This is a genomic window from Paenibacillus sp. YPG26 (assembly GCF_023704175.1).
Taxonomy (GTDB): Bacteria; Bacillota; Bacilli; order Paenibacillales; family Paenibacillaceae; genus Fontibacillus.
This window is the reverse complement of sequence record NZ_CP084530.1, coordinates 1,153,149-1,178,866: the sequence shown is the minus strand read 5'-3', so window position 1 is coordinate 1,178,866 and position 25,718 is coordinate 1,153,149. Positions and strand designations below refer to the sequence as shown.

Genomic DNA, 25,718 nt, shown 5'->3' with positions numbered 1-25,718 from the left:
CTTCAGGAGTTATACCAAATCTCGCCAGCTGCAAATAAAAAAACCGCCAGGGAGCCCTGACGGTGTATACGGTTCTTATTCGGATTTCAGTTGATCAGCCAGGGCATAACCCACTTTATAAATATCTCCCGCGCCCATGGTCAGCACCAGATCACCTGGTCTAATCCGTCCCTCGAGATCTGTGATGACCTCTTGTTTGGTAGGAATATAACGGGCACTTGGATTGCTGTTCTGCTTAATGAGCTCTACCAGCTTGGAAGAATGAACACCCTCGATCTCCTTCTCACCGGCCGGGGAATAGATGTCGGTAATGATGACCTCATCAGCTTCCGTGAAAGCCCGGCTGAAGGCGTCCAGCAGAAAGAATGTCCGCGTGTAGCGCTGCGGCTGGAATACCGCGACGATTCTTTTACCCGTAGCTTTGGCAGCATTAATGGTTGCCTCAATTTCAGTCGGATGATGCGCATAGTCATCAATGACCAGAATATCCCGAGCTTCGCTAAGAACCTGAAAGCGCCGTTTGGCTCCAGAGAACAATACGATGGCTCTAACGATCTCGGCAAAAGGAATACCCGCTTCCAGGCATACGATGATGGTCGCCATCGCATTATAGACATTATGCTGACCCGGAACCGACAGCTCAACTTGTCCAAGAGCTTCCCCTTGCGTGTTCAGTGTAAAGGTCACCTTGCGGTCCCCAAGTACGATGTCTGAAGCCATATAATCACACTGCTGATGAATACCATAGGTGATCACCTGGCCCGATAGGTTAGGCAGCAGTTCACGGATGTTCTCGTCATCTCCGCATACAATTGCCTTACCGTCTGGTTTGATCTGGTTCAGGAACTGAACATAAGCCTCCTTCAACCGGTCAAAGCTGCTGTCATAATTCTCAAGGTGGTCGGCTTCAATATTGGTCACAACCCCAAGAGCGGGGTGGTATTGCAGGAACGATCCATCACTTTCGTCTGCCTCCGCAACCACGTATTCGCCTTGCCCAGCTTTGGCATTGGTACCCACATTCATGATCTCTCCGCCGATAATAAAGGTCGGGTCTGTTCCGCATTCCTCCATGACCAATGCGATCATAGAAGAAGTAGTCGTCTTGCCGTGGGCGCCTGCAACCGCGACTCCCTTACCCTCATTCAGCAGGCGAGCCAGCATTTGAGCCCGGTGAATAACCGGAATCCCCCGCTTCTCCGCTTCTACCCGTTCTACATTATCCTTAGGCAAAGCGGTGGAATAGACAACCAGATCAGCTCCTTCGACCTGTGATGCGGTATGTCCGATATATATTTTCGCCCCCTTGGCGGCAAGCTTCTCAGTCAGCTCCTGGGAGGCCACGTCGGATCCGGTAACTGTATAGCCCATCTCCAGCATGACGCGGGCGATCGCGCTCATTCCATAGCCGCCGATGCCGATAAAGTGTACGTGTTCTAATGTTGTATTGGACAAAATGTTCACCAGCCTTTTTCAGAATCGGTTTGATGCAAAAGGGCTGCGCGCACGTCGGAAATCAAATAAAGCGTGCCTGAAACCACCCCAAGATCTTCCCGTTCCGTCCGCGACTCCAGCAGCTTAAGCGCTGCCTTCCAGTCACGTTCTACTATAACTTCCAAGCCCGGCTTCGCTGCCGTATCCCGCAGCTGCTGCACCAGCTCATACAACTTCTGCGCTTCCATGGCTCTGCGAAAATCAGGCTCGGTAAGGATAAGCGTATCCACTATTGGTAATATATGCTTCAAGTAGGCGTGATGATGCTTATTACTAAGCATCCCCATCATCAAATTAAGTTTTTTGTACTGAAAATTCTCCTTGATGCTTCTCGCGAGCGACTCCGCCCCTTCGGGGTTATGTGCTCCATCAATCACAATCAGCGGTTCATCCGACACCCGTTCCATTCTTCCTGCCCAGAATGTATCCCTGAATCCGGCAGTCACATCCTCATCCTCAAGCACAAAAGCCATGTACTGCCTGAGTACTTCCAGTACCATCATAACTCCGGCAGCATTCCTGCATTGATGCTCTCCAAGTAGAGAAATACTGAACTCCACATTGCGGAATGGTCCGCTAAAAGTCAAGTGCTGCTCAGTCGATGTGATTTCGTGACGCCTGTAATCAAATTGATCACCAAGCAGATAAAGCGTGCTCTTCCGGACAGCGGCCGTTTCTTTCAGAATGGCGACTGCCTCCGGCTGTTGGACACAGCTGACTACAGGGACACCCGGCTTGATAATTCCAGCCTTCTCACGGGCAATCGCTTCGAGGGTATCTCCCAGAATATCGGTATGGTCCATGCCAATATTCGTGATCAGGGAGACAATCGGCGTGACTATATTAGTTACATCCATTCTTCCACCCAGACCTGTCTCCCATACTACAACGTCCGGATAACAGACTTCGGCAAAGTACAAGATGGCCAGCGCGGTGCTCACCTCAAACATCGTGGGAGAGCCTAACTCCGACAGGGCCATTTCCTGTACATGCGGATAAAGACGGTTCGACAGTTCAATCAGTGTACTCTCGGGAATATTCTCCCCGTTGTATTGGAATCGATCTGTGAACTTCGTGATATAGGGGGAAGTAAAGGTTCCCACCGTATACCCGCTGACGACCAGTGTCTTGGTCAAAAAAGCGCAGGATGAGCCCTTACCATTCGTTCCAGCTACATGTATAAACTTCAACCTCCGGTGCGGATTATCGAATCGCTCCATGAGTGCTTCAATCCGTTCAAGACCCGGCCGGATCCCGAAAGGAATCAAGCCGTTAATCCAATCGACTGCCTCTGCATAGGTCTGCAGCGGGGCTGTTGTTTTGTCTTGCATGAGAGAACCTGCTCCTTATAGTGGGATATACCCTCCCAAACCCTAACTTCCAGGAAGGGCCCCAGAGGGACTTCCCTCTGGACACCCGAATATTTCGGCGGGAGGCGGGGGTGATGAGCACCTGATCGGCTGAGGCGCCTGGAACGCTTGCCACCCCCGTTCGGGGGTACGCTTGACGCCAGTGCTCCTGCCCGTACTTGGAACTTGCGTGCTGCAAGCCGCTTGTCACCCCCGTTCGGGGGTACGCTTTGGGTTGGGCGCTCCTTGGATGGAGCATTGTTGTTACTTTCTTGCAAGGAGCGCTCTCCCTGCGGGATTCGCTGCTCTTTCGGCGCACGGCGGTGTGGGGCTGACGCGTCAGGTTACCCTTTGAGCTCCTCAATGCGGGCCAAGACTTTGGCACGCTTCTCGGAGTAGTCCTGCATCTTCGCCTTTTCTTCCTCAATTACTTTGGCTGGAGCTTTGGCCACGAAGCCTTCGTTGCCCAGCTTTTTCTCAACCCGTTCAACCTCTTTGGTAAGGTTGTCGAACTCTTTTTGCAGGCGGGCAATTTCTTGTCCAATATCTATTAACCCTGCCAGAGGGAAATAGAGCTCCGCTCCGGTTACGATCGCACTCATCGCTTTGTCCGGTGCCTCGGCATCAACAGCTACGGAGAAATCGGAGGTGTTACAGAATCTACGCACATAGTTCTCGTTGCGGCTGATGATGCTGTATGCCTTCTCGGAACCCGGCTTCACGATCAGTTCCACCTTCTTGCTCATTGGAACGTTAACCTCAGCGCGAACGTTTCTGACTGCGCGGATAACGTCAATCAGGAGATTCATCTCTTCGACCGCATCCGGAGCTTCAAGGGCGGTATCGTATTTAGGCCACTCGGCCAGTGTAATTGTCTCTCCACTATGAGGAAGGTGCTGCCAAATCTCTTCGGATATAAACGGCATGAACGGGTGAATCAGTCTCTGTGTACGGTCAAGCACGTAAGCGAGTACGGATTGCGTCTTGCTCTTCGCAGCCGCATCCTCCCCATATAAGGTAAGCTTCGCGAACTCGATATACCAGTCACAGAGATCATCCCAGATGAAGTTGTACAGCAGTCGTCCCGTTTCCCCGAACTCATAAGCGTCGATTAGACGGGTAATATCCCGTGCTGTCTCGTTGAAGCGATGCAGAATCCAGCGGTCTGCGGTACTCAGATTGCCGGTAATATCGATATCTTCATATTTGACGCCTTCCAGATTCATCAGCGCGAAGCGGGAAGCATTCCAGATCTTGTTGGCAAAATTGCGTGCCTGCTCCACCTTCTCCCAGCGGAACCGAAGGTCCTGTCCAGGTGTGCTGCTGGTTGAGATCATATATCTCATTGCGTCCGCGCCATACTTCTCAATGACTTCAAGCGGATCAACCCCGTTGCCAAGCGACTTGGACATCTTGCGCCCTTCGCTGTCGCGCACAAGACCGTGAATGAGCACATCCTTAAACGGAATTTGGCCTGTAAATTCAAGGGCGGTGAAGATCATCCGGGCTACCCAGAAATAGATAATATCGTAGCCGGTTACCAGCACATCGGTTGGATAGAACCGCTTGAAATCCTCATGCTCCACATCCGGCCACCCCAAGGTCGAGAAGGGCCACAGTCCGGAGCTGAACCAGGTATCCAGCACATCCTCATCCTGGCGCCATTCTTCCCCTTCCGGTGCTTCTGTACCCACAAAGATCTCACCTGTAGTCTCGTGATACCAAGCCGGAATCCGGTGTCCCCACCACAGCTGCCGGGAAATACACCAGTCACGCACATTTTCAATCCAGTGCAGATATATTTTCTCAAAACGGTCCGGTACAAAGTTAACTCCGGCGCCAGACTTTTGCGCTTCAATCGCCTTTTCAGCAAGAGGGCCCATCTTCACGAACCATTGGGTTGACAGATACGGCTCTACCACAGCTCCCGATCTTTCACTGTGACCCACCTGGTGAACATGATCCTCAATCCGGATAAGCACCCCGAGCTCCTGCAGGTCTTGGACGATTTGTTTGCGGCATTCGCTGCGGTCCAGTCCCTGATACTTGGCTGCATCCGCATTCATCGTACCGGTCTCATCCATCACTGTAATTTGCGGCAGATTATGTCTCAGACCTACTTCAAAGTCATTCGGATCGTGTGCGGGAGTAATCTTAACCGCGCCGCTTCCGAATTCCTTATCAACATACTCATCCGCAATGATCGGAATAGCGCGGCCCACAATCGGCAGCACCAGCGATTGTCCAATCAAATGAGCATAACGCTCATCCTTAGGATGCACGGCCACTGCCGTATCCCCAAGCATAGTTTCGGGACGTGTGGTAGCCACCGTAATATGGCCGTTTCCGTTCTCCAGCGGATACTGCAAGTGATATAAGTGACCGTTAACCTCTTTATACTCCACCTCGATATCAGACAGTGCGGTACGCGCTGCCGGATCCCAGTTAATAATACGTTTGCCCCGGTAGATTAGGCCTTTGTTATACAGCTTAACGAATACCTCGCGTACGGCCTTGGACAGTCCTTCATCCAGCGTGAACCGTTCACGGGAGTAATCGAGAGAGAAGCCCATTTTGGACCATTGCTCGTGGATAGTCTCTGCATACTGATCCTTCCATTCCCATACCTTCTCCAGGAATTTCTCTCGTCCCAGATCATACCGGGTCTGTCCTTGTTCACGAAGCTTTTGCTCTACTTTGGTCTGGGTTGCAATCCCCGCATGGTCGGTACCCGGAAGCCATAGAGCGTCATAGCCCTGCATCCGTTTGGCTCTTACCATAATGTCCTGAAGTGTGAAGTCCAGCGCATGACCGATATGCAGCATGCCTGTTACATTCGGTGGTGGAATTACGATGGTATAGGTCTCGGCATCCTTACGGCTCCCCGCTTCAAAAAAGTTGCCTTCCTTCCAGTAGCGGTACCATTTCTCTTCCGCAGATTTCGGGTCATACGTCGTAGGCATATTTGCCGTAGACGTCTCTTGGTTCATTTCTGACATAACACATACCTCCGATATTTTAGGGGAGTTTGTTCTGTTTAGATCCCATTTTCCTGCAATTATTCCCATATTAAATGGAATGAATCAAAGATGAACGTCTGGAACCTGGCAACCACTTATTGCGGCAGGTAACCGACACGCAGTCTTTTGTTCAATCCATATTAAAAGCGGAATAAGTAAAAAAAACAAAAAAAGCCCTTCGTCTCAAAGGACGAAAGGCTTATCTTTCGTGGTACCACCTTTGTTTCGCGAACAGACCTTAGCCTATCTTCAGCTCTTATTCGCGACACTCAGACAGATAACGGCTGTAACCGGCCCATTCTGACAGAACTAATCCTGCTCAAATGGACGACTCCCGGGCGACTTCGGTCAGCTGCATCCTGCGAAACCTCACAGCGCCTGCAATTCCGCTCTCTGAAGGGCACACTGCCTACTATTCCCGTTCGATGTCTTTGCTTATTTATCCCTATAATAATAACTTGGATGGCAGCGATAGTCAATAATAGGCATTTAGATCCCTCCTATACATGGCAAAGAGCCTGTGCACACACCACAGGCTCTTCAAGGTATTAGGGAATATAAAGAACCTGGCCTTCCTCCAAGCTCTGCTCGGACAACCGGTTGTACAGTAGCAGCTCCCGCGGATTAATCTGATAGCGGTCCGCAATTACATCAATGGTCTCTTCCCGCTGTACGATCACAAGCTTTACCTGCCGGAAGGGTGTCTGTTCCTGTACGCCCGAGATGAACAAGCTCTTCCAGCGTACATCCTCCTTATCCTCGGTGAGGAGTTCCTGGGTGTCCTGCACCGAGGTCTCCAACACTTCCGGTTCTTTGGGCGGACGTCCCGACTGAAGAAGCGTACTAAGAGGAACATGGTCAACTGAGGCCTGGTCCGTCAGCTTTTTGCTGCCAAGCGCAATTTTCATTTCAGGCCGGTCTTCCACGTGAGGTTCAATTACGGGTTCAGCAGCCTCAAGCTCCTGGACATTCTCGAGATACTCCTCAGCCGTGTAGACTCTGTCGCCTTCATCAAGCACGATCTGCTCCTGTGCAGGCTGCCCGGTATGCCACAGGTTCGAAGCCTCTTGTAACTCAGTCTTCACAGGCTGTTGTTCTTGCGATAATGTCCGAGGCTCTTCATCCGTATCCACCTTTGAACCCGTATCCGCAAATGATTCCTTGTCCGCCCATAACGGCGAGAGCGAGGATGCGGGGGCTGATTCCAGTGCAGTCTCTCTCTCTTTCGACGGGGGAGAGGAATCATTCTGCTGCACAAGCTCTGGAAGCGACCAGATAGGCTCTGAGCTTGGCGGATCGAATTGAACCGCGGAAGGAGCAGAGGCCTCTTCCCGGACATCTAATCTGTCCTCCTGATCTACAAGAGCCTCCAGACCTTCCTCCTGTTCCTCACGCTGGGTCTCATGGGATACCGAATATTCCTCATCGCTCCATTCCCCGGTTCCCGGAACATAAGCAATCGTCTCAATTCCACGCAAAGACAGAACACCCGTAATGTTCAAGCTGTGCGGACTCAGTACATCAACATCGAAATTCTCAATCTCGACAGTGATATCCTCAAGCCGATTGACCCGGCTCAGCGGAACTGTAATTTCAACAGGAATGAGATGGGTCAGCTCCTGTGTTCCCCCATCCCCGCGATATAGACCCGACACATGCAAATGCCCCCGCAGCGATGCATATTCATCACCTGGAACGACCTGAATTCTTGGTAGCAGCTCCAGCTCAACCAGTTCCTGAATGCCAATGACTTCTTCCGATAGATGAACACGTTCATAGATATCGAACCTTAACCCATAGGATTGATCTGCCAAGGGTATAACCTCCTTATACGCATATCCAAACAAGGTTTCTCACTCGTTTAATCTATATGCTTCAAAAAGGAGAGCATGCCACTCTTTTTTGACAGTATCGCAAGTTTCTCTCTAGGATTCCGGTAACAGCCTGCGATGCAGCTCTATAAATTCTTCGGGCCAAGGATCCTTGATGTTCAGTATCTCTCCAGTTAAAGGATGCGGAAAAATTAAGGATTCTCCATGCAGGGCCTGGTAATTGAAGTATCGGGTACTCCCCCCATACAACGCATCTCCTATAAGGGGATGGCCTATATGACTCATATGCACACGGATCTGGTGGGTTCTTCCCGTCTCTAGTGTCAAGCGCACCAGACTGGCGTCTCTCAGGGTGTCCAGAAGAGTCACCAGGGTTGCTGCGGGCTTGCCTGTATCCGAGACCCGCTGGCGCTTCGCGTGATGGCGGTCCCGTCCAATTGGCGCTTCCACCCGGAAGGCCGGACTTTGTACAATTCCTTGAACCACAGCAACATAGACACGCTCAATCTTCTTCGTACTCATCGCCTCATCAAGAATAAGCTGCGCAAATTCATTCTTGGCATATAGAACCGGCCCGGAAGTGAACTCATCGAGCCTGTGGATATGGCGAACGGCAGCCTGCTCGCCCTGGCCCATATAATGGGCCGCTACCACATGGGCGAGTGTCGGCTGCCGTTCATCTCCTGTCGGGTGAACCTTCATACCTGCCGGCTTATGCACTACAAGACAATAATCGTCCTCATACAGCACATCAATTCCAGTCCAACAAGGCTCAAAACCATAGTCACGAGGCGGGAAGAGCCGTATCCGAATACGGTCCCCTGCCAGCTTGATTCCGTCCTCGTGTTCCAATCTGCTGAGCATCTTAGGAGGCATTCCCAGCGTATCGATCAGCCACTGGCGTACAGCGGACCGTGGACTGTCCGGATGCTGAGGAAGCTTGCCTGGCATCACTTCCAGCCACTCTCCGCGTCTGACCGCACTTCCTCTATAACTCATATCTTCTGGAGAGCACGACGGTTCGCTTCAATCGTCGCATCAATGTCTTTTTCCGTATGAACGCCCGAGACGAACATACCCTCGAATTGGGATGGAGGAACGCTGATTCCCTCGTCCACCAATGCCGCAAAGTATCGATTGAACAGCTTAAGATCACTTGTCTTCGCTGTCTCATAGTTAATGACCTTCTCATCTGTGAAGAATGGGCATACCATAGAACCGACACGGTTAATGGACAGGGGGATTCCCTTCTCCTTCGCATTGGCAGCAAGACCTGCTTCCAGCCTTGCGGAGAGAACCTCAAGCCGTTCGTACACCTCTGGTGTGAGCAGCGACAAGGTGGTGAAGCCCGCAGTCATAGCCAGAGGGTTCCCGCTAAGAGTACCCGCCTGGTAAATAGGGCCCGACGGTGCAATCTGCTCCATGATCTCCCGGCGGCCGCCATATGCGCCAACTGGAAGACCGCCTCCAATCACTTTACCCAGACAGGTAAGATCGGGGGTCACACCATAGCGGCCTTGCGCACAGTTCAAATGAACACGGAATCCTGTCATGACCTCATCAAAGATCAGCAGACTTCCATATTGGTTCGTGATCTCCCGAAGCCCTTCCAGGAATCCTGGAAGCGGAGGCACAACGCCCATATTTCCGGCTACAGGCTCTACAATGATAGCTGCAAGCTCTTCCCCGAATTTTTCAAAAGCAAGCTTAACCGATTCCAAATCATTGTAAGGCACAGCAATCGTGTTAGCGGCCACACCTTCCGGTACGCCCGGGCTGTCAGGCAGGCCAAGTGTCGCAACACCTGAGCCGGCCTTGATCAACAGGCTGTCTGCATGACCATGATAAGAGCCTTCGAATTTCATAATCTTGCTGCGGCCCGTATATCCTCTGGCGAGGCGGATCGCGCTCATCGTAGCCTCAGTTCCTGAACTAACCATGCGCACAATATCTATCGATGGAACACGTTCTGTTACGAGCTTGGCCATCTCCGTCTCAAGCAGGGTGGGCGCGCCGAAGCTTGTCCCTTTAGCGGCCGCCTCCTGCACGTTCTTAACTACCTCCGGATGGGCATGTCCCATAATGAGAGGCCCCCACGAGCCTACATAATCAATGAAAGAATTGCCATCAATATCAAAGACACGTGGGCCTTCGCCCCGTTCGATGTATATTGGCGTTAGTCCTACGGATTTAAAAGCGCGAACCGGGCTGTTGACACCCCCGGGGATATATTTCTTCGCCTGATCAAAAGCCTGGCGTGACTGTTCATCACGGCGGCCTGCGGAATTGTTGCTCATGCCAGAGACACTCCTTACCTCAATGATTGATTTGCCAAGCCAGTCTAATTACGCTCCCGCAGCCAGCGGGCCATATCTTTAGCGAAGTACGTAATAATGATATCCGCACCCGCCCGCTTCATACCGAGCAGCATTTCCGTCACAATCGCCCTCTCATTAATCCAGCCCTGCTGAGCAGCCGCCTTCACCATGGAGTACTCTCCGCTGACATTATAAGCTACAAGCGGAAGGTCGAATTGGTCACGAAGTACGCGAATTACATCCATAAAAGCAAGCGCAGGCTTCACCATCAGCATATCGGCGCCTTCCTGCACGTCAGATTCAGCCTCGCGAAGCGCTTCGCGGATGTTCGCAGGGTCCATCTGGTAGGTCTTCCTGTCTCCGAACTGGGGAGCGGAGTCTGCGGCTTCACGAAATGGGCCGTAGAAGGCTGAAGCATATTTTACCGAGTAAGACATGATAGGAACATGCGAGAATCCAGCTTCGTCAAGTCCCTTGCGAATAGCGTACACGAATCCATCCATCATATTCGAAGGAGCTATAATATCGGCTCCCGCCCGGGCTTGAGATACTGCCGTTCGTGCCAGCAGTTCCAAAGACTCGTCATTCAGGACATCACCATGCACAAGGCCATCGCGTTCAAAGGTATGTACCATCCCGCAGTGTCCATGGTCCGTGAATTCACAAAGACAAGTATCAGCCACAACCAGCAGGTCTGGATACAAGGACTTGATGACTCTGGTAGCTTCCTGGACAATTCCGTTCTCATCAAAGCCCGAAGAGCCTACGCTGTCCTTCTCAGATGGAATCCCGAACAGAAGAACTGCAGAAATACCGAGTTCTACAATCTCCTTCAGCTCCTCTTCCAGCGTGTCCAGAGAGAAATGGAACACTCCCGGCATGGAGCTGATCTCGTTCTTCACTCCACTGCCATAGGTGATAAAGATAGGCTGTATGAAATCATCAACCGTGAGCACTGTCTCACGCACAAGTCCCCGAATGGCAGCATTTTGACGCAATCTGCGGTGTCTAACAATTGGAAATGCCACTGTAGTGTTGCCTCCTTAATGATATCAAAGTATATGATAACGCCTATTGTTCTGATAAGGTGCCCATGTTCCAATTGCATAATGAATGAATAAGGCCATCCAGTGTCGCTTCCTCAGCCACCATCGCAACCTTAAATCCGTACTCTTCAGCAGTTGCTGCGGTCACCGGACCTATACATGCAACGACCGCATTGCTTAACGCTAGCACCGGATCCTTAAGTCCCAGACGCACAAGCGCCTCAACCAGATTCCGAACCGTTGAAGAGCTGGTAAATGTAATCGCATGAATTCGATCCTTTTCGATCAATTTCAGCAGTTCATCATCTTCTTCGCTTACGGCCACAGTCTCATACATTACAGCTTCCGTCACCGATAGTCCCTTCTCACGCATGAATTCCGGCAGCCAGGCTCTAGCCAGGTTCCCCCTTGGCAGGAGAACGGTCTGACCGGCCTCAAGCTGCTCTCCATAAGCCTCTGCAAGTCCTTCTGCCTGGAACCGTTCCGGCAGAGCCTCAGCCGTAATCCCTCTGCGCTGCAGCTCATCCTTGGTTGCCGGACCTACAGCGACAATACGCGCGCCATTAAGGGAGCGGATATCCTTACCCTGATGGTACAGATGCTCGAAGAAGTATTTAACCCCATTCACACTGGTAAAGAAAACCCAGTTATATGAATCCAGCTTCGTCATAGCATCCGCAACCGCTTGCTTGCTCTCTTCACTTTCTGGAAGCCGCGTCTCAATTACAGGGAATTCATAAGGCTCTCCGCCAAGGTCCTCAATTCTCTCGACCAGTTCACTGGCCTGAGACCGCGAGCGTGTGACCAAGATCCGCTTGCCGAATAAGGGCAGTGATTCCGCCCATTTCAGCTTATCGCGCTGCAGAACTACATCACCAACGACAATAACTGCAGGGGGTTGAAAATTCGCCTCTAATACCTTTTGCTCGATATCCGCCAGTGTCCCTATAAGGGTTGCCTGTTCAGCTCTTGTCCCCCATCTGACCAGCGCAACCGGCGTGTCAGAAGGTCGTCCGTGCTTGATTAATTGCCGGCTGATATAACCGATATTTGATACGCCCATCATAAAAATCAGCGTTCCAGTAGCTTGAGTCACTTTATCCCATTGGATCGAATGCTCCAGCTTATCCGGACTTTCGTGTCCGGTAATTATAGAGAGTGAGGATGCATAATCCCTGTGTGTAACCGGAATTCCGGCATATGCAGGAACGGAGATAGCGGAGGTAATCCCGGGAACAATCTCGTATTCAATTCCGTTCTGGCGAAGCAGATCCGCTTCTTCTCCAACCCTGCCAAAAATCGTGGGATCTCCGCCTTTAAGGCGGGTAACAATCTTTCCCTCAAGAGCCAGATCCACCAGAAGCTGATTGATGTCCTCCTGCCTCATCGTGTGACGGTCAGTTCGTTTGCCGACATAGATTTTCTCCGCTCCACGCTTCATATGCTTCAGAAGTCTGGGGCTGGCCAACCTGTCGTACACTACAACATCTGCCCTCTGAATACAATGAAGACCCTTCAACGTAATAAGTCTGGCATCACCAGGTCCTGCTCCAACAAGATATACTCTCCCCGCCATGATTATCTCATCCCCTAACTTCAGACAATATTTCCTCCGCACCCTTGGATCGGAGGGCGGAAGCCACTTCTCTTCCCAGCAATTCCGGGTCGTTACCCGTTGAGCTTTCTTTAAGAATGACAGTTCCGTCCGGCGAGCCAACTAACCCGGTAAGTTCAAGCTGGCTTTCACTGCCGGATTCCTGAGTCTCTGGATGAACCAAAGACGCAAAAGCCCCAATCGGGATTTGGCAGCCTCCATTTAGAGCTCCAAGGAAACTCCGCTCAGCAGCCACGGTAAATGCAGTCTCAGGATCATTATACAGCGATAGCAGATGCCGGACTTCCTGGTCATTTTCGCGGCATTCGATACCCAGCGCCCCTTGTCCTACCGCTGGCAGACAAATATCTACAGGAAGGTAGGAAGTAATACGGTCCTCCCAGCCCATGCGGAACAGACCCGCCGCGGCCAGAATAATCGCATCAAAGCCTTCGGTCTCCAGCTTCTTCAGACGGGAGTCAATATTGCCGCGAATGGCCTCAATGTTCAGATCAGGACGATAAGCCTTAAGCTGACTGGCTCGGCGCAGGCTGCTGGTACCCACTTTGGCCCCCTGCGGGAGCTCGTCAAGTGTCAAGCCTCCCTTGGAGATCAGCGCATCCCTGTAGTCTACGCGCTTAGGGACTGCCCCGTTCATCAGGCCATCAGGCAGCTCGGAAGGCATATCCTTCATGCTATGAACAGCAAGGTCAATCTCCCCATCGAGCATCGCCTGCTCGATCTCTTTCACAAAGAGCCCTTTCCCGCCAACTTTAGACAACGTGACATCAAGGATACGATCACCCTTGGTTACGATTTTCTTGATATCGAATTCAAAAGGCAGGGAATGAAGCTTGCACAGTTCCTTCAAAGCCTCAATCACCTGTCCGGTCTGAGTTAATGCCAGCTGACTTTGTCTTGTCCCAACTATAATCTTGCGCATCTTCTCAAGCTCCTTTATGTATTAATTATAAGATATATTACCCTTGATCCAGGCCTTAATCTGCTGCTCACTCCATGGCTGGAACACGCCGCTGCGAATATCACTCAGTATATCCATCTCGGCTGCCGCCTTAAGCAGCCCGCGTCTTCTTCCCCCATCTGGAACCGTTGATTTAACCATACTTCTAATGCTGCTCAAAAAGTCAATATACGTCTCGTATTCATCACCGTAGCTTTGATCAATTTCACGGCTAATCCTTGCCGCTGCAGCAGGACCGGCTCCAGATGTGCTGACTGCAATAACCAGGTCTCCCCGTCTGACGACGCTTGGAGATATGAACGTTCCTCCAAGGCCAGGGCCTGATAGGTTCACAGGAACTCCTAGCCGGCCTGCTTCATGCGCTACCTGCTCATTCACCGAAGCTTGGTCCGTGGCTGAATACACCAAAGATGCACCCTCCAAATCACCTTCCATAAAGCAGCGGTTATACCAAATCAAGCTGCCTTCATGGGCAGCTTGATGAAGCGGTCCGGTTACAGACGGACTTATGAGCTTAACATCCGCACCGGATTTAAGCAGTTGCATTGTTTTACGTTCAGCCACTGATCCTCCGCCGATCACTACACAGCGCAGACCCTCAGCTTTTATCATAATCGGTATATATTTCTCCATTTGAGAACCTACTTTCCCGCCCAATGATGGAATGCTGACCAGGAGTTCAGCAAGTAATTGGCTATGGTCACGATGTAACCGGCAATTGCCCATTTAGCCATAACCCGGCCGCTGTATATTTTCATTTTTCGGCCTGCAAAATAGAAGGTGTAGACCACCAAAGCAATGAAAGTGAAAAACATTTTTTTGTCCACCAACAGGTCCCATCGGCTCTCGGCAGCCACTGTGGATACTCCGACAATCAAGGATACAGCCAGCAGTGAAGTGCCCCAGCGCATGGAAATATTAATATAATTCTCCAACGCTTCGAGGCTCGGCAGCCTTCTTACCGTATCGTTCCAGGTCTTTCGTTTGAGTTTCCGGTGGAGAAACAGATACATGAAGGCAAACACAGCTGACAACGTCAAGGCCGCGTAGCTAATACCCGCAAGCGTAACGTGAAGCGTGATCAAGCCTCTAAAAGACTGGTAGTGATGGAAAGAATAATCCACCGATCTGTAGCTCAGTCTATTTAATACCGTTAACACAAAACCCACCAAGCTGATAAGAAGCACCGTGAACTCTGTTTTTTGACGAAAAGTAAGAACAAAGGCCGCGGTAACCAGACTCAGACAGACAAGAAACACATAGTTGTAATTGGAGAGCAGCGCATTCGTACCGTCCTGCCAAAGCCACATACTGAAACTGGTAACCTGCAAGGCGAACACACAAGCAAGAAGCCCTGCGCCCATTCGCTTTGCACTCCCATTGCGGCGAATACAATCCGAGAAATAAAACAGCAGGCTCAGGGCATATATATAGATTATAGCATCATAAATTTCACTTAGCAGCGTCAAGGCTGATCACCGCCTTATATAGACACCTGCGCTATTTTTAGCGCTTTGTCTTGATTGGACGCCTTAGAGGCGGTTGACACTTTCATTGTATCCGCTGGCGGATTGTTACTCTCTTCTACAGCCTTTGCCGATTCAATCTGCTGCTCCAAGGCAAAAATCTGGGTGAACATCTCGAGCGCCTGTTCCCCTTGCTTCTCCCCGGCCATTTCCTTGATCCGGTTAATCGGGTCGTGCATCATCTGATTCACGATACTCTTCGTAAGACGGCGGATAACTGTTCGTTGATGATCATTCAGTTCAGGAAGCTTGTTGAACATGCTCTCCATCGTCTCCTCGTAGATCGTAGAGGACTTCTCCTGAAGGGCACGAATCACAGGCTTAACTCCCAGCGTCTGAAGCCAGTTCGCGAACACCGCCATCTCGTGGTCAATCATACTCTCAATCTTCATCGCCTCTGCCCGTCTCATCTCCAGGTTGCTCTCCACAATTCCTTCAAGATCATCAATATCATACAAGAATACATTTGGCAGCTCCGAGATGGAAGGATCAATGTCCCGCGGTACGGCAATATCGATCATGAAGAGCGGACGTGAAGGGCGCTTCTTCATACTTTGGGCCACCTCTGACGAGGTTAGGACATACCCCTCTGCTCCTGTCGAGCTGATGATGATATCCACGTTCTTCAACTGTGCCATGGCCTCCTGCATGGTGCATGCAGTTCCATTGAACTTACCAGCTAATTCCTGCGCCCGTGCAAAAGTGCGGTTGGCCACAAGCACCTGCTCAGCTCCACTCGCATAAAGGTGCTTGACGGTAAGCTCGCTCATCTTGCCCGCGCCGAGAATAAGGACACTCTTTCCGGAGAAGTCACCGAATATCCGTTTGCCAAGCTCGACTGCCGCATAACTCACAGAGACTGCACTTTCTCCAATTGCCGTCTCTGAATGGGCGCGCTTGCTCAGCGTGATGACTTGCTTGAACAGCATATTGAACCAAGTTCCCGTAGCCTTCTCACTCTGGGCCTGTAAAAAACTCGTCTTCACCTGACCCAGAATCTGCGTCTCTCCAAGCACCATGGAATCGAGTCCACAGGCTACACGGAACAAATGCCGAATCGCTTGATCATCTTCATACATATATAAATGTTGGGTGAATTCCTGACGCGACACCCCAAACCATTGTTCAATAAAGCTGCGGATGAAGTACCCGCACATATGAAGCCGGTCAACGACTACATAGATCTCCGTGCGGTTGCAGGTGGCTATAATAACGCCTTCCAATACACTTTTGGTACGTTTCAACTCCGACAGCGCTGCCGGCATATCTTTGTCTGCGAATGTAAAGCGTTCCCTAACTTCCACAGGCGCCGTTCGATAGTTCAATCCGACTACGACAATGTGCATTGCAAGTCCTCCTGCCTTAAGATAGTTCAGTAAAATTAGTATGTCTCACGTTGTTAATTATATCACATTTGCACCGTATTCCCCGGCGTTTATTATGAATTGTTTATGAAGTTCTCATGTAGAGAATAATAACAGAATAGACAGATATTAAAACAAATAACCATGGATAGCTCCATGGTTACTTCATTGTCCCACACTATATCCCGTGTGAAGTACATACAAATGTTATCGTAGTTAGTCAATCATACTCCGGTTAGACGAGCTCAGCTTGCTGCTGCATAGCAGGAGTCTCAACTTGAAGTTCTCCAAGTCCACGAATCAACTTCTTCGCGTAAGTCTTCTCCGGCTTCAAAATGGATACCAGGTAATCAATGGCGAGCTGTGGGTCAACTGTATCTCCACATGTGTAACAATCAACAGCTGCAAAACCTCTCTCAGGGTAAGTATGAATCGAGAGATGGCTCTCTGACAGCATTACAAGGACCGTAGCCCCTTGTGGTTCGAACTGCTTGGCTTGCACTGATAATACTGTGGCGCCACATGCTTCGGCGGCTTCCACCATATGAGCTTGTAACAGCTCCGCATTATTCAGCACCTCAAAATCGACTCCCCAAGTATCAACAGCAACGTGTCTTCCGAAAGTTGAATATTCCATCTTCCGGTTCCCCCTTCCTAGGAATAAAATGTTTGAAAAATTTCATCCGCTAGGACCTACGTCATTCACTTCCCGAGGGAAAAATCTCTCGTAACATAATGTCCTGAGTGAATCCTGGTTCCTAAATTCTTTTCAACGAGATTAAAAATAACATCTATTCAGGACAAATGCAATACCTTTTAGAACTTTAATCAAAAAAAAGACCGCCCATTATTCAGGGCGGACGATCTTATGCCTCAAGTACGAACAATCGGCGTGTATTTCTGCGAAGCTCTTCGTCAATTTGGATAGTCAGCTGCTCATCCTTCGATGTAATGCGCTGATCCAGCAGATTATTAATCGTACGATGAATCCGGCCAATCTCCAGCTCTACTTCCCTTGAACGGAATAAACGCTGCAGTTCTTCAACTGTGTTCTTATACTCAAATATAAGCTTGCAGGAGTCCCCATTGTATTCCATAATCTTGCGTACCTGGCCATCTTCATAATAATAAGTGACCATAAATCCATTATAAACCCGGTTCACTAAACCGGAACCTTTATAGGCTGCGAACAACTGGCGCATAACATTAGTAATAGGAGGATTTATTAAGCGGAAAGATGCTTCACAGATGTAATAACCGTCCTTACGATCAAAAGGCAGATGCAGTTCCTCACCCTGGTCATCTTCCAGAACTACTTCCTGTCCTCCCCCGTCCAGCACCTTGACCCGCTGTCTCACGTGGGGATCGCCTATTCTGTGAATAAATTCGGCCATTTGAACTTCCGTCAATCGCAAACTGGCTTTAATGTACTCTGTGGCTAACCGCTGAGCCATAAAAATCTCCTCAATTCTTTTGATCCTTTGTAGTTAATTATACACTACTCATTAAAGCAATTGCTCGGTAATTAAATCATGATTTTTCAGCGAATTTTAGAAAAAAACGGAATTTGGTCAGCTAAGAAGCAGAAATCCCTTAACTTGCTCACTTTCCTGCTGGAACTTCTCCCATTCCCTCTTAATTTCGCGAAATACATGGATTGAGCTTCTGCTCATTCCATATCATCACTTCTTATTCAGTCCGAAGAAGGGCTTGCCTCCGGAACCTCCGAGTCTTGATCTTCAATGTGTCTGCTAATTAAACTCCAAAGCTGATCTCTACCAATACCTGCTTCTGAGGAAAACATGATAAGTTCATCGCCTGCACGCATCACAAGCGCATCCCGAATGATTTTGATATGCTTCTGCCAACGGCTCTTAGGAATCTTGTCCGCCTTAGTCGCCACTACACACACGGGCAGATCATAGTGCTTGAGCCAGTCATACATTAACTCATCGTCCTTGGATGGCGGATGCCTTAGGTCAATAATGAGAAGCACCAGCTTCAGTGGTTCACGAATCGTCAGGAACTCTTCAATCATCTTCCCCCATACCTGGCGCTGTACCTTGGACACCTTGGCGTAGCCATATCCGGGAAAGTCTACAAAATATAGCGCATCATTGATACGGTAGTAATTGAGATGCTGGGTCTTACCCGGCGTAGAACTGGTCCGGGCCAGATTTTTGCGGTTAATCATACGGTTGATCAATGAGGACTTACCTACATTGGAACGGCCAGCCAGAGCAATCTCTGGCAAGCCGTCCTCAGGGTATTGTTCAGGCCTTACAGCACTGATAATAAATTCAGAACTTGTTACTTTCATCCTAGTGTTTCCTCTCTAGTGCACTTCAACTTGTTCAGTAAGCGCATGTTTCAATACTTGATCCATATGTGAGACCGGTACGAAGGTCATATCATTTCGCACACTCTCCGGAATGTCACTCAGATCACGTTCGTTATCTTTAGGCAGCAGAATTTTCTTGTAGCCTGCCCGGTGAGCTGCAAGCGACTTCTCTTTCAGCCCGCCAATTGGAAGCACGCGGCCGCGGAGTGTAATCTCCCCGGTCATGGCTACATCCTTGGAGACCTGCTTGTTCGTCAGTGCCGATATCAGGGCAGTAGCAATCGTAATACCTGCCGAAGGGCCATCTTTGGGAATAGCGCCTTCGGGGATATGAATATGAATGTCGTTCTTTTCATGAAAATCGGCCGGAATTCCAAGTTCATTCGCCTTGGAGCGCGTATAACTGAATGCGGCCTGGGCGGATTCCTTCATCACATCCCCAAGCTTCCCGGTCAGCGTCAGCTTACCGGTTCCAGGTACAACTGTAACTTCGATAATCAGTGTCTCACCGCCAACCTCTGTCCAGGCGAGCCCGGTTACCGTACCAATCTGATCCTCGAGCTCGGCAACGCCATACCGGAATTTAGGCACACCCAAGTAATCTTTTATATTATCAGGAAGGATCTCCACCGATTCAATCTCCTCAGAGACGATCCGCTTGGCCGCCTTGCGGGCAAGTGCGGCAACCTGCTGCTCCAGATTACGGACACCCGACTCCCGCGTGTACTCCCGAATAGTCTTCAGCAGAGCTTCTTCGCCAATTATGAGCTGCTCTGAACTCAATCCATGCTCCCTCTTCTGCTTAGGCAGGAGATAGCGCGAGGCAATCTGAAGCTTCTCAAGTTCTGTATACCCCGGAATATAGAGCATCTCCATCCGGTCGAGAAGCGGACGCGGAATGTTATGAACCGCATTCGCTGTCGTTACAAACATCACGTTGGACAGATCAAATGGAACTTCGATGAAGTGGTCGCTAAATGTATTGTTCTGTTCCGGATCAAGCACCTCAAGAAGCGCCGCAGAAGGGTCTCCCCGGAAATCCGATGCCATCTTGTCAATTTCGTCAAGCAGGAAGACCGGATTAAGAGTACCTGCCGTCTTCATGCCCTGAATAACACGTCCAGGCATAGCGCCTACGTAAGTTCTCCGGTGACCGCGGATTTCCGCTTCATCCCGGACCCCGCCAAGAGAGATTCGTACAAATTCTCTGCCCAGCGAACGTGCGATGGAGCGCGCCAAGGAAGTTTTACCGACTCCTGGAGGCCCTACAAGGCATAGAATAGGTCCTTTCAGCTTCTTGACCAATTTCTGTACAGCCAAGTATTCAAGCACACGTTCCTTGGGCTTGTCGAGACCATAATGGTCATCATTCAGGATCTGTTCTGCTTTCGCAAGGTCAAGATCGTCCTCCGTCTGGTTCGACCATGGCAGGCTGAGCAGCCAATCTACATAGTTGCGAATTACTCCGCCTTCTGCTGAACTGGCCGGCATTTTCTCAAGCCTGTCAATCTCCTTCTCAACCTTCTCGCGAACCTTCTCAGGGAGCTGTTTCTCCTCCATTTGACCTCGGAGCTCTTCCACTTCGCCTGCCCGGCCTTCCTTCTCACCAAGCTCCTTCTGGATCGCCTTCATCTGCTCGCGCAGGTAATACTCCTTCTGCGTCTTCTCCATCTGCTTCTTGACCCGCTGGCTGATCTTGCGCTCGAGTTCCAGCACTTCACGTTCATTATTCAGGATATCAAGCAGCTTCTCCAGCCGCTTCTGAACATCAATTGTCTCCAGAATCTCCTGCTTGTCTTTGATCTTCAGGGACAGGTGACTTGTAATCACGTCGGCCAGGCGCCCCGGCTCCTCGATATCCGAGACAGCGGCAAGCGTCTCGGGAGTTACTTTCTTGGACAAATTAATATAATGTTCAAACTGGGTAAGAACCGTACGCATTAAGGCATCCACCTCAGGGTCGGCCGATTCCTCCTCAGGCAGTTCTTTTGCCATAACCTCATAGTACTCTTCTGTATCCAGATAATGAATAATCTCGGCCCGCTCCATCCCTTCAACAAGAACGCGGATCGTTCCGTTAGGAAGCTTCAGCATCTGACGGACCTTAGCCACCGTACCAATTCGGAATATATCCTCCTGGGTAGGCTCTTCGATGTTCACTTCGGATTGAGAACACAGGAGTATTAAATTATCATCAACCATCGCCTTTTCCAATGCCTTAACGGACTTCTCTCGTCCTACATCCAAATGCAGGACCATACTAGGGTATACTAGCAATCCCCGTAGTGGCAGCAAAGGAAAACGACGACCTTTACCTAATTTGTGGGTTCCCATCGCTATCGCACCTCCAATGGTTCTCAGCTTTTATATGTTGCGTCTGCCTGATGGTTCCCCCCTAAAAACTCAGGTTTCTCAGGAGATATTATTCCTATTTTAGCAAATGTTCCTTTAAAACACCAACGAAGAGCGGCTGCCAGACAGCCGCTCGACTCTTATAGTGATTCCGTATGGGGGGATTCAACTTGGAAAAAAGCAGGCGCAGGCGGAGTAAATATCTCACCCGCAGTCGTTAATCCAAAGCTGCGCCCGGCTTCGGGACCGAACACATGCTGGAACGCTTCTTTTACCGATTCTACCGGTATCACCTTAACCCCGTTCAAATCCTCGAACAGGCTCTGCCAATTCTCTCTCGGAACCAATACCGTTGTTGCACCAGCCTGAAAAGCTGCTTCCACCTTCGCCACCACGCCGCCGATCGGCTTGACCTTACCGTGGATGCCAAGCTCTCCGGTCATGGCTATGCGGTTATCGACCGTTATATTCCGTATCGCCGAAGTAATTGCCGTGGCAATGGCGAGACCGGCAGAAGGTCCGTCAATCGGCGTTCCGCCTGGGAAATTAATGTGTAGATCATAATGTGAGGGATCCAGTCCAATGCTCTTAAGTACAGTCAAAACGTTCTCTACAGAGCCCTTGGCCATACTCTTCCGGCGAAGGGTGCGATTGCCCCCTCCAATCTCCTCCTCGTCTACAACTCCTGTAATGTTACAGCTCCCCATGCCCCTCTCGGCTGGAACAGCTGTAGCTTCTATTTCCAGCAGGGCACCCATATTGGGCCCATATACAGCCAACCCGTTCACCACACCTACCTGAGGATGTTCATAAATCTTACGCTCAGGTCTGGGCACAAGCTGGCTGCTTGTAGCGACCCACTCCAGATCCGATGCCAGCAGGTGGTTTCGCTTCTCCGTCAGAGCAAGTCCTGCAGCAAGCTGTACCATATTGACGGCTTCCCGGCCATTCGTGGCGAATTTCTTAATGACATCCACGGCTTCACCGCAAGGCTCAAGTCCAATCCGCTTCACCGCGTCCTCCGCAATTTGGGCGATCTCATCTGGAAGAAGGGGACGGAAGAATACCTCCATACAGCGGGATCTTAACGCAGGCGGCAGCTCTTGTGGCGAGCGTGTTGTAGCTCCCACCAGGCGAAAGTCAGCAGGAAGCCCGTTCTGGAATATATCATGGATATAAGCCGGGGTTCCGTTGTCCTCCGAGTTATAATATGCGCTTTCGAGGAATACTTTCCTGTCCTCAAGCACCTTGAGCAGCTTGTTAATTTGCACCGGATGCAGTTCACCAATCTCATCGATGAACAGAATTCCTCCATGAGCTTTGGTCACGGCGCCTGGCTTCGGCTGGGGGATACCAGCCACGCCCATTGCGCCTGCACCCTGGTATATCGGGTCATGGACCGATCCAATCAATGGATCAGCAATCCCCCGCTCATCAAATCTTGCTGTGGTGGCATCAATCTCAGTAAATTTAGCATCTGACCGAAATGGAGAATGGGGATTCTTCTTCGCCTCTTCCATGACAACTCTTGCAGCTGCTGTCTTACCCACTCCGGGAGGTCCATATATGATGACATGTTGAGGGTTCGCACTGCACAAGGCAGCCTTCAGAGCCTTAAGGCCATCCTTCTGGCCGACAATATCGCTCATCGCCGCAGGACGGGCACGCTCTGCCAATGGCTTTGTGAGCGAGACGGCTCTCAGCTTTCTGAGCTTATCCATCTCCTTGCGGGACTCCCTGTCTACCGCACTCCGGTTGCCCTTCTGACTGCGGAGCAGGTTCCAGAAATATATCCCGATAACTACTGCAAAGAACAGTTGTACCGCCATAATGATCATACTCAAATCCATGTTTAACCAACCTCCCATTTTCAACACCTGTTACTTGGTAGTATAGCCTTTTTGGATAAGGGTAAACGCCAAGGATGAGGTTTTTTGGACAGGAATGATTAACAATATTAGCAAGTAAAAAAGCCGCAAACGGTTCAGAACCGTTCACGGCTATCCTCTTTATCGCACACTATGTTCCTTGCGGCCAGGTATTTCCCCCGTTGCCTCATATACTTCCACGATATGGTCAATCTCTTTCTTAAGCTCCGACAGAAGCTCCGCTTCCGGCACTTTACGGATCATCTCTCCGTACCGGAAGAGCATACCTTCCCCGCGTGCGCCAGCAATCCCGATATCGGCTTCACGGGCTTCCCCCGGACCGTTAACGGCACAGCCAAGTACAGATACTTTGATCGGAACCTTAATCTTGGAAATATACTCCTCAACCTCGTTGGCAATCGAGAAAAGATCAATATCCAGACGTCCGCAGGTCGGGCAAGATACGAGCGTAGCAGCATTCGAGATCAGGCCGAATGTCTTCAGCAGCTCCCGGGCAACCTTAACCTCCTCAACCGGATCGGCACTAAGCGAGATCCGTACAGTCGATCCTATTCCCATGGATAACAATGCGCCAATACCTGCGGCGCTCTTCACTGTACCTGAGAATAGAGTCCCTGCTTCGGTAATACCCAGGTGGAGCGGATAAGGTATAACTTCTGCAGCTTTGGAATATGCAGCAATGGCCATAGGCACATCTGATGCCTTCAAGGAGACAATAATATCGTGAAAATCCAGTTCCTCCAGAATCCCTATATGGTAAAGCGCACTCTCTACCATAGCTTCCGGAGTTGGATATCCATATTTCTCAAGGAGATGATTCTCCAGTGAGCCCGCATTTACCCCGATACGGATAGGGATTCCCTTTTCCTTGCAAGCCTTCACTACAGCTTCTACCTTCTCCCTGCGGCCGATATTCCCCGGATTAATCCGGACCTTATCTATGCCGTTCTCGATGGCTTGAAGCGCAAGCTTGTGATTGAAGTGGATATCTGCAACTAGAGGGATATGAATTCTCTTCTTGATTTCCTTAATCGCCGCAGCAGCTTCCTCGTTATTCACGGTTACACGTACCAGCTGACAACCTGCTTCTTCCAGACGTAAAATTTCGGCTACAGTAGCTTCCACATCTGCTGTCTTTGTTGTACACATACTCTGAATAAGCACTTCGTTACTGCCGCCAATGGTCAGATTCCCCACCTTGACAGGCCGGGTATCTTGTCTCAAGAATGTCATGTTCAGGTCTCTCCCATAACGCCAAACTCCACCCTATCGCTGGCCCCGAAGGACCATTAGGGTGGAGATTCAGCATATTATTTAATCAAGCACTTTGCTAATCAGCCTTAGGCTTAGGCGCTCTCTTCTTGTTTGTTCTTCTTCTGAACCTGGAGCTCAGGAACCACTTTCTCTTCAACAACCTTCTCGGTAATTACACAGTCCGTGATATCATCGCGTGAAGGAACTTCATACATCACATCTAACATGATTCCCTCAATAATTGCACGAAGACCGCGCGCCCCTGTGTTCCGTTTGATCGCTTCGCGAGCAATAGCCTCCAAGGCCTTTGGCTCAAATTGAAGCTTCACATTGTCGAGTTCAAGAAGCTTCTGGTACTGCTTCACCAAAGCGTTCTTCGGCTCGGATAGAATACGAACCAGCGTAGTCTCATCCAGCGGCTCCAATGTGGAGATGACCGGCAGACGACCCACAAATTCAGGAATAAGTCCGAATTTGAGAAGGTCTTCCGGAAGAACCATTCCCAGGTATTCACCTGGCTTAAGATCCTTCTGACCGTCAGCAGCCGCATTGAATCCGATAACTTTCTTACCTACACGGCGCTTGATCATTTGTTCCAGTCCATCAAAGGCACCGCCGCAAATGAACAGGATATTCGTAGTATCGATTTGAATAAATTCTTGATGAGGGTGCTTGCGTCCACCTTGCGGAGGTACAGAAGCTACAGTCCCTTCAAGAATCTTAAGCAACGCTTGCTGCACACCTTCACCTGATACATCACGGGTGATCGATGGATTCTCGGACTTGCGGGCAACTTTATCAATCTCATCGATATAGATAATCCCGCGTTCTGCTTTCTCCACATCGTAATCGGCAGCCTGGATTAACTTCAGCAGAATGTTCTCTACATCTTCACCCACATAACCTGCTTCAGTAAGCGAGGTTGCATCGGCAATAGCGAAAGGAACATTAAGAATTTTGGCCATAGTCTGGGCAAGCAGAGTCTTACCGGAACCCGTAGGTCCAAGGAGCAGGATGTTACTCTTTTGAAGCTCCACATCTTCAATCTTGCTCTGTGTATTCACCCGTTTGTAGTGGTTGTATACCGCTACCGACAGAGACTTCTTAGCCTGATCCTGCCCAATTACATATTGGTCAAGAATGTCACGAATTTCACGAGGTTTTGGAATTTCCTTCAAATCAAACTCTTCCTCATGACCGAGCTCCTCTTCCACGATCTCCGTGCATAGCTCGATACATTCATCACATATATAAACGCCTGGTCCGGCTACAAGTTTGCGTACTTGTTCCTGTGACTTACCACAGAAAGAACATTTCAGTTGTCCTTTTTCTTCGTTAAATTTGAACATGTATGGTT

19 protein-coding genes and 1 other annotated feature are annotated in these 25,718 nt (G+C 50.1%); all 19 genes read right to left on the bottom strand.

Annotated features, from left to right (window positions below; all coding sequences use genetic code 11):
* Window positions 1-75: 75 nt before the first annotated feature.
* The 19 genes from murC to clpX all read right to left on the bottom strand — a co-directional run bounded on the left by murC (window position 76) and on the right by clpX (window position 25,710).
* Window positions 76-1,401: a UDP-N-acetylmuramate--L-alanine ligase gene (gene murC, locus LDO05_RS05455; protein ID WP_251378620.1), complete on the bottom strand. Its 1,326-nt coding sequence runs from the start codon at window positions 1,399-1,401 to the stop codon at window positions 76-78.
* A 59-nt stretch (window positions 1,402-1,460) separates the two neighbouring features.
* Window positions 1,461-2,825 (bottom strand): bifunctional folylpolyglutamate synthase/dihydrofolate synthase, encoded by a 1,365-nt coding sequence (locus tag LDO05_RS05450; RefSeq protein ID WP_251377875.1) that lies wholly within the window; start codon window positions 2,823-2,825, stop codon window positions 1,461-1,463.
* Between the two features lie 362 nt (window positions 2,826-3,187).
* Window positions 3,188-5,833, bottom strand: a complete 2,646-nt coding sequence (locus LDO05_RS05445) for a valine--tRNA ligase (RefSeq protein WP_481857047.1) — start codon at window positions 5,831-5,833, stop codon at window positions 3,188-3,190.
* Between the two features lie 213 nt (window positions 5,834-6,046).
* Window positions 6,047-6,298, bottom strand: a binding site (T-box leader).
* Between the two features lie 113 nt (window positions 6,299-6,411).
* Entirely contained in the window at window positions 6,412-7,677 is a 1,266-nt protein-coding gene (locus tag LDO05_RS05440; protein WP_251377873.1) for a LysM peptidoglycan-binding domain-containing protein, read from the bottom strand.
* A gap of 111 nt (window positions 7,678-7,788) precedes the next feature.
* On the bottom strand, window positions 7,789-8,694 hold the full coding sequence (locus tag LDO05_RS05435; RefSeq protein ID WP_251377872.1) for an RluA family pseudouridine synthase: 906 nt from the start codon (window positions 8,692-8,694) through the stop codon (window positions 7,789-7,791).
* Window positions 8,691-9,992, bottom strand: coding sequence for a glutamate-1-semialdehyde 2,1-aminomutase (hemL, locus tag LDO05_RS05430; RefSeq protein WP_251377871.1), 1,302 nt, complete (start codon window positions 9,990-9,992; stop codon window positions 8,691-8,693). The genes LDO05_RS05435 and hemL overlap by 4 nt, the downstream gene beginning before the upstream one ends.
* A gap of 44 nt (window positions 9,993-10,036) precedes the next feature.
* Entirely contained in the window at window positions 10,037-11,041 is a 1,005-nt protein-coding gene (gene hemB, locus LDO05_RS05425) for a porphobilinogen synthase (RefSeq protein ID WP_251377870.1), read from the bottom strand.
* A gap of 43 nt (window positions 11,042-11,084) precedes the next feature.
* On the bottom strand, window positions 11,085-12,635 hold the full coding sequence (gene cobA, locus LDO05_RS05420) for a uroporphyrinogen-III C-methyltransferase (protein WP_251377869.1): 1,551 nt from the start codon (window positions 12,633-12,635) through the stop codon (window positions 11,085-11,087).
* A 7-nt stretch (window positions 12,636-12,642) separates the two neighbouring features.
* A complete protein-coding gene (gene hemC, locus LDO05_RS05415; RefSeq protein ID WP_251377868.1) occupies window positions 12,643-13,596 on the bottom strand; it encodes a hydroxymethylbilane synthase in 954 nt (317 codons plus the stop codon).
* Window positions 13,597-13,617: 21 nt separating this feature from the next.
* Window positions 13,618-14,247, bottom strand: a complete 630-nt coding sequence (locus tag LDO05_RS05410) for a precorrin-2 dehydrogenase/sirohydrochlorin ferrochelatase family protein (RefSeq protein ID WP_251377867.1) — start codon at window positions 14,245-14,247, stop codon at window positions 13,618-13,620.
* A 29-nt stretch (window positions 14,248-14,276) separates the two neighbouring features.
* Window positions 14,277-14,999: a cytochrome c biogenesis protein CcsA gene (gene ccsA, locus LDO05_RS05405; protein WP_251377866.1), complete on the bottom strand. Its 723-nt coding sequence runs from the start codon at window positions 14,997-14,999 to the stop codon at window positions 14,277-14,279.
* A 119-nt stretch (window positions 15,000-15,118) separates the two neighbouring features.
* Window positions 15,119-16,507, bottom strand: coding sequence for a glutamyl-tRNA reductase (gene hemA, locus LDO05_RS05400; RefSeq protein WP_251377865.1), 1,389 nt, complete (start codon window positions 16,505-16,507; stop codon window positions 15,119-15,121).
* Between the two features lie 253 nt (window positions 16,508-16,760).
* On the bottom strand, window positions 16,761-17,162 hold the full coding sequence (gene speD / locus LDO05_RS05395) for an adenosylmethionine decarboxylase (RefSeq protein WP_251377864.1): 402 nt from the start codon (window positions 17,160-17,162) through the stop codon (window positions 16,761-16,763).
* Window positions 17,163-17,391: 229 nt separating this feature from the next.
* The gene (locus tag LDO05_RS05390) at window positions 17,392-17,979 is read right to left on the bottom strand and encodes a non-ribosomal peptide synthetase module (protein ID WP_251377863.1); all 588 of its coding nucleotides are present in this window, start codon (window positions 17,977-17,979) and stop codon (window positions 17,392-17,394) included.
* A gap of 239 nt (window positions 17,980-18,218) precedes the next feature.
* Window positions 18,219-18,845 carry a ribosome biogenesis GTP-binding protein YihA/YsxC gene (gene yihA / locus LDO05_RS05385; RefSeq protein ID WP_251377862.1) on the bottom strand — a complete coding sequence of 209 codons (627 nt, stop codon included), beginning with the start codon at window positions 18,843-18,845 and terminating at the stop codon, window positions 18,219-18,221.
* Window positions 18,846-18,860: 15 nt separating this feature from the next.
* Window positions 18,861-21,200 carry an endopeptidase La gene (lon, locus tag LDO05_RS05380; RefSeq protein WP_251377861.1) on the bottom strand — a complete coding sequence of 780 codons (2,340 nt, stop codon included), beginning with the start codon at window positions 21,198-21,200 and terminating at the stop codon, window positions 18,861-18,863.
* A gap of 158 nt (window positions 21,201-21,358) precedes the next feature.
* Window positions 21,359-23,068: an ATP-dependent protease LonB gene (lonB, locus tag LDO05_RS05375; protein WP_251377860.1), complete on the bottom strand. Its 1,710-nt coding sequence runs from the start codon at window positions 23,066-23,068 to the stop codon at window positions 21,359-21,361.
* A 159-nt stretch (window positions 23,069-23,227) separates the two neighbouring features.
* Window positions 23,228-24,340: a flavodoxin-dependent (E)-4-hydroxy-3-methylbut-2-enyl-diphosphate synthase gene (gene ispG, locus LDO05_RS05370; protein ID WP_251377859.1), complete on the bottom strand. Its 1,113-nt coding sequence runs from the start codon at window positions 24,338-24,340 to the stop codon at window positions 23,228-23,230.
* Window positions 24,341-24,453: 113 nt separating this feature from the next.
* Entirely contained in the window at window positions 24,454-25,710 is a 1,257-nt protein-coding gene (clpX, locus tag LDO05_RS05365; RefSeq protein WP_251377858.1) for an ATP-dependent protease ATP-binding subunit ClpX, read from the bottom strand.
* Window positions 25,711-25,718 lie beyond the last annotated feature (8 nt).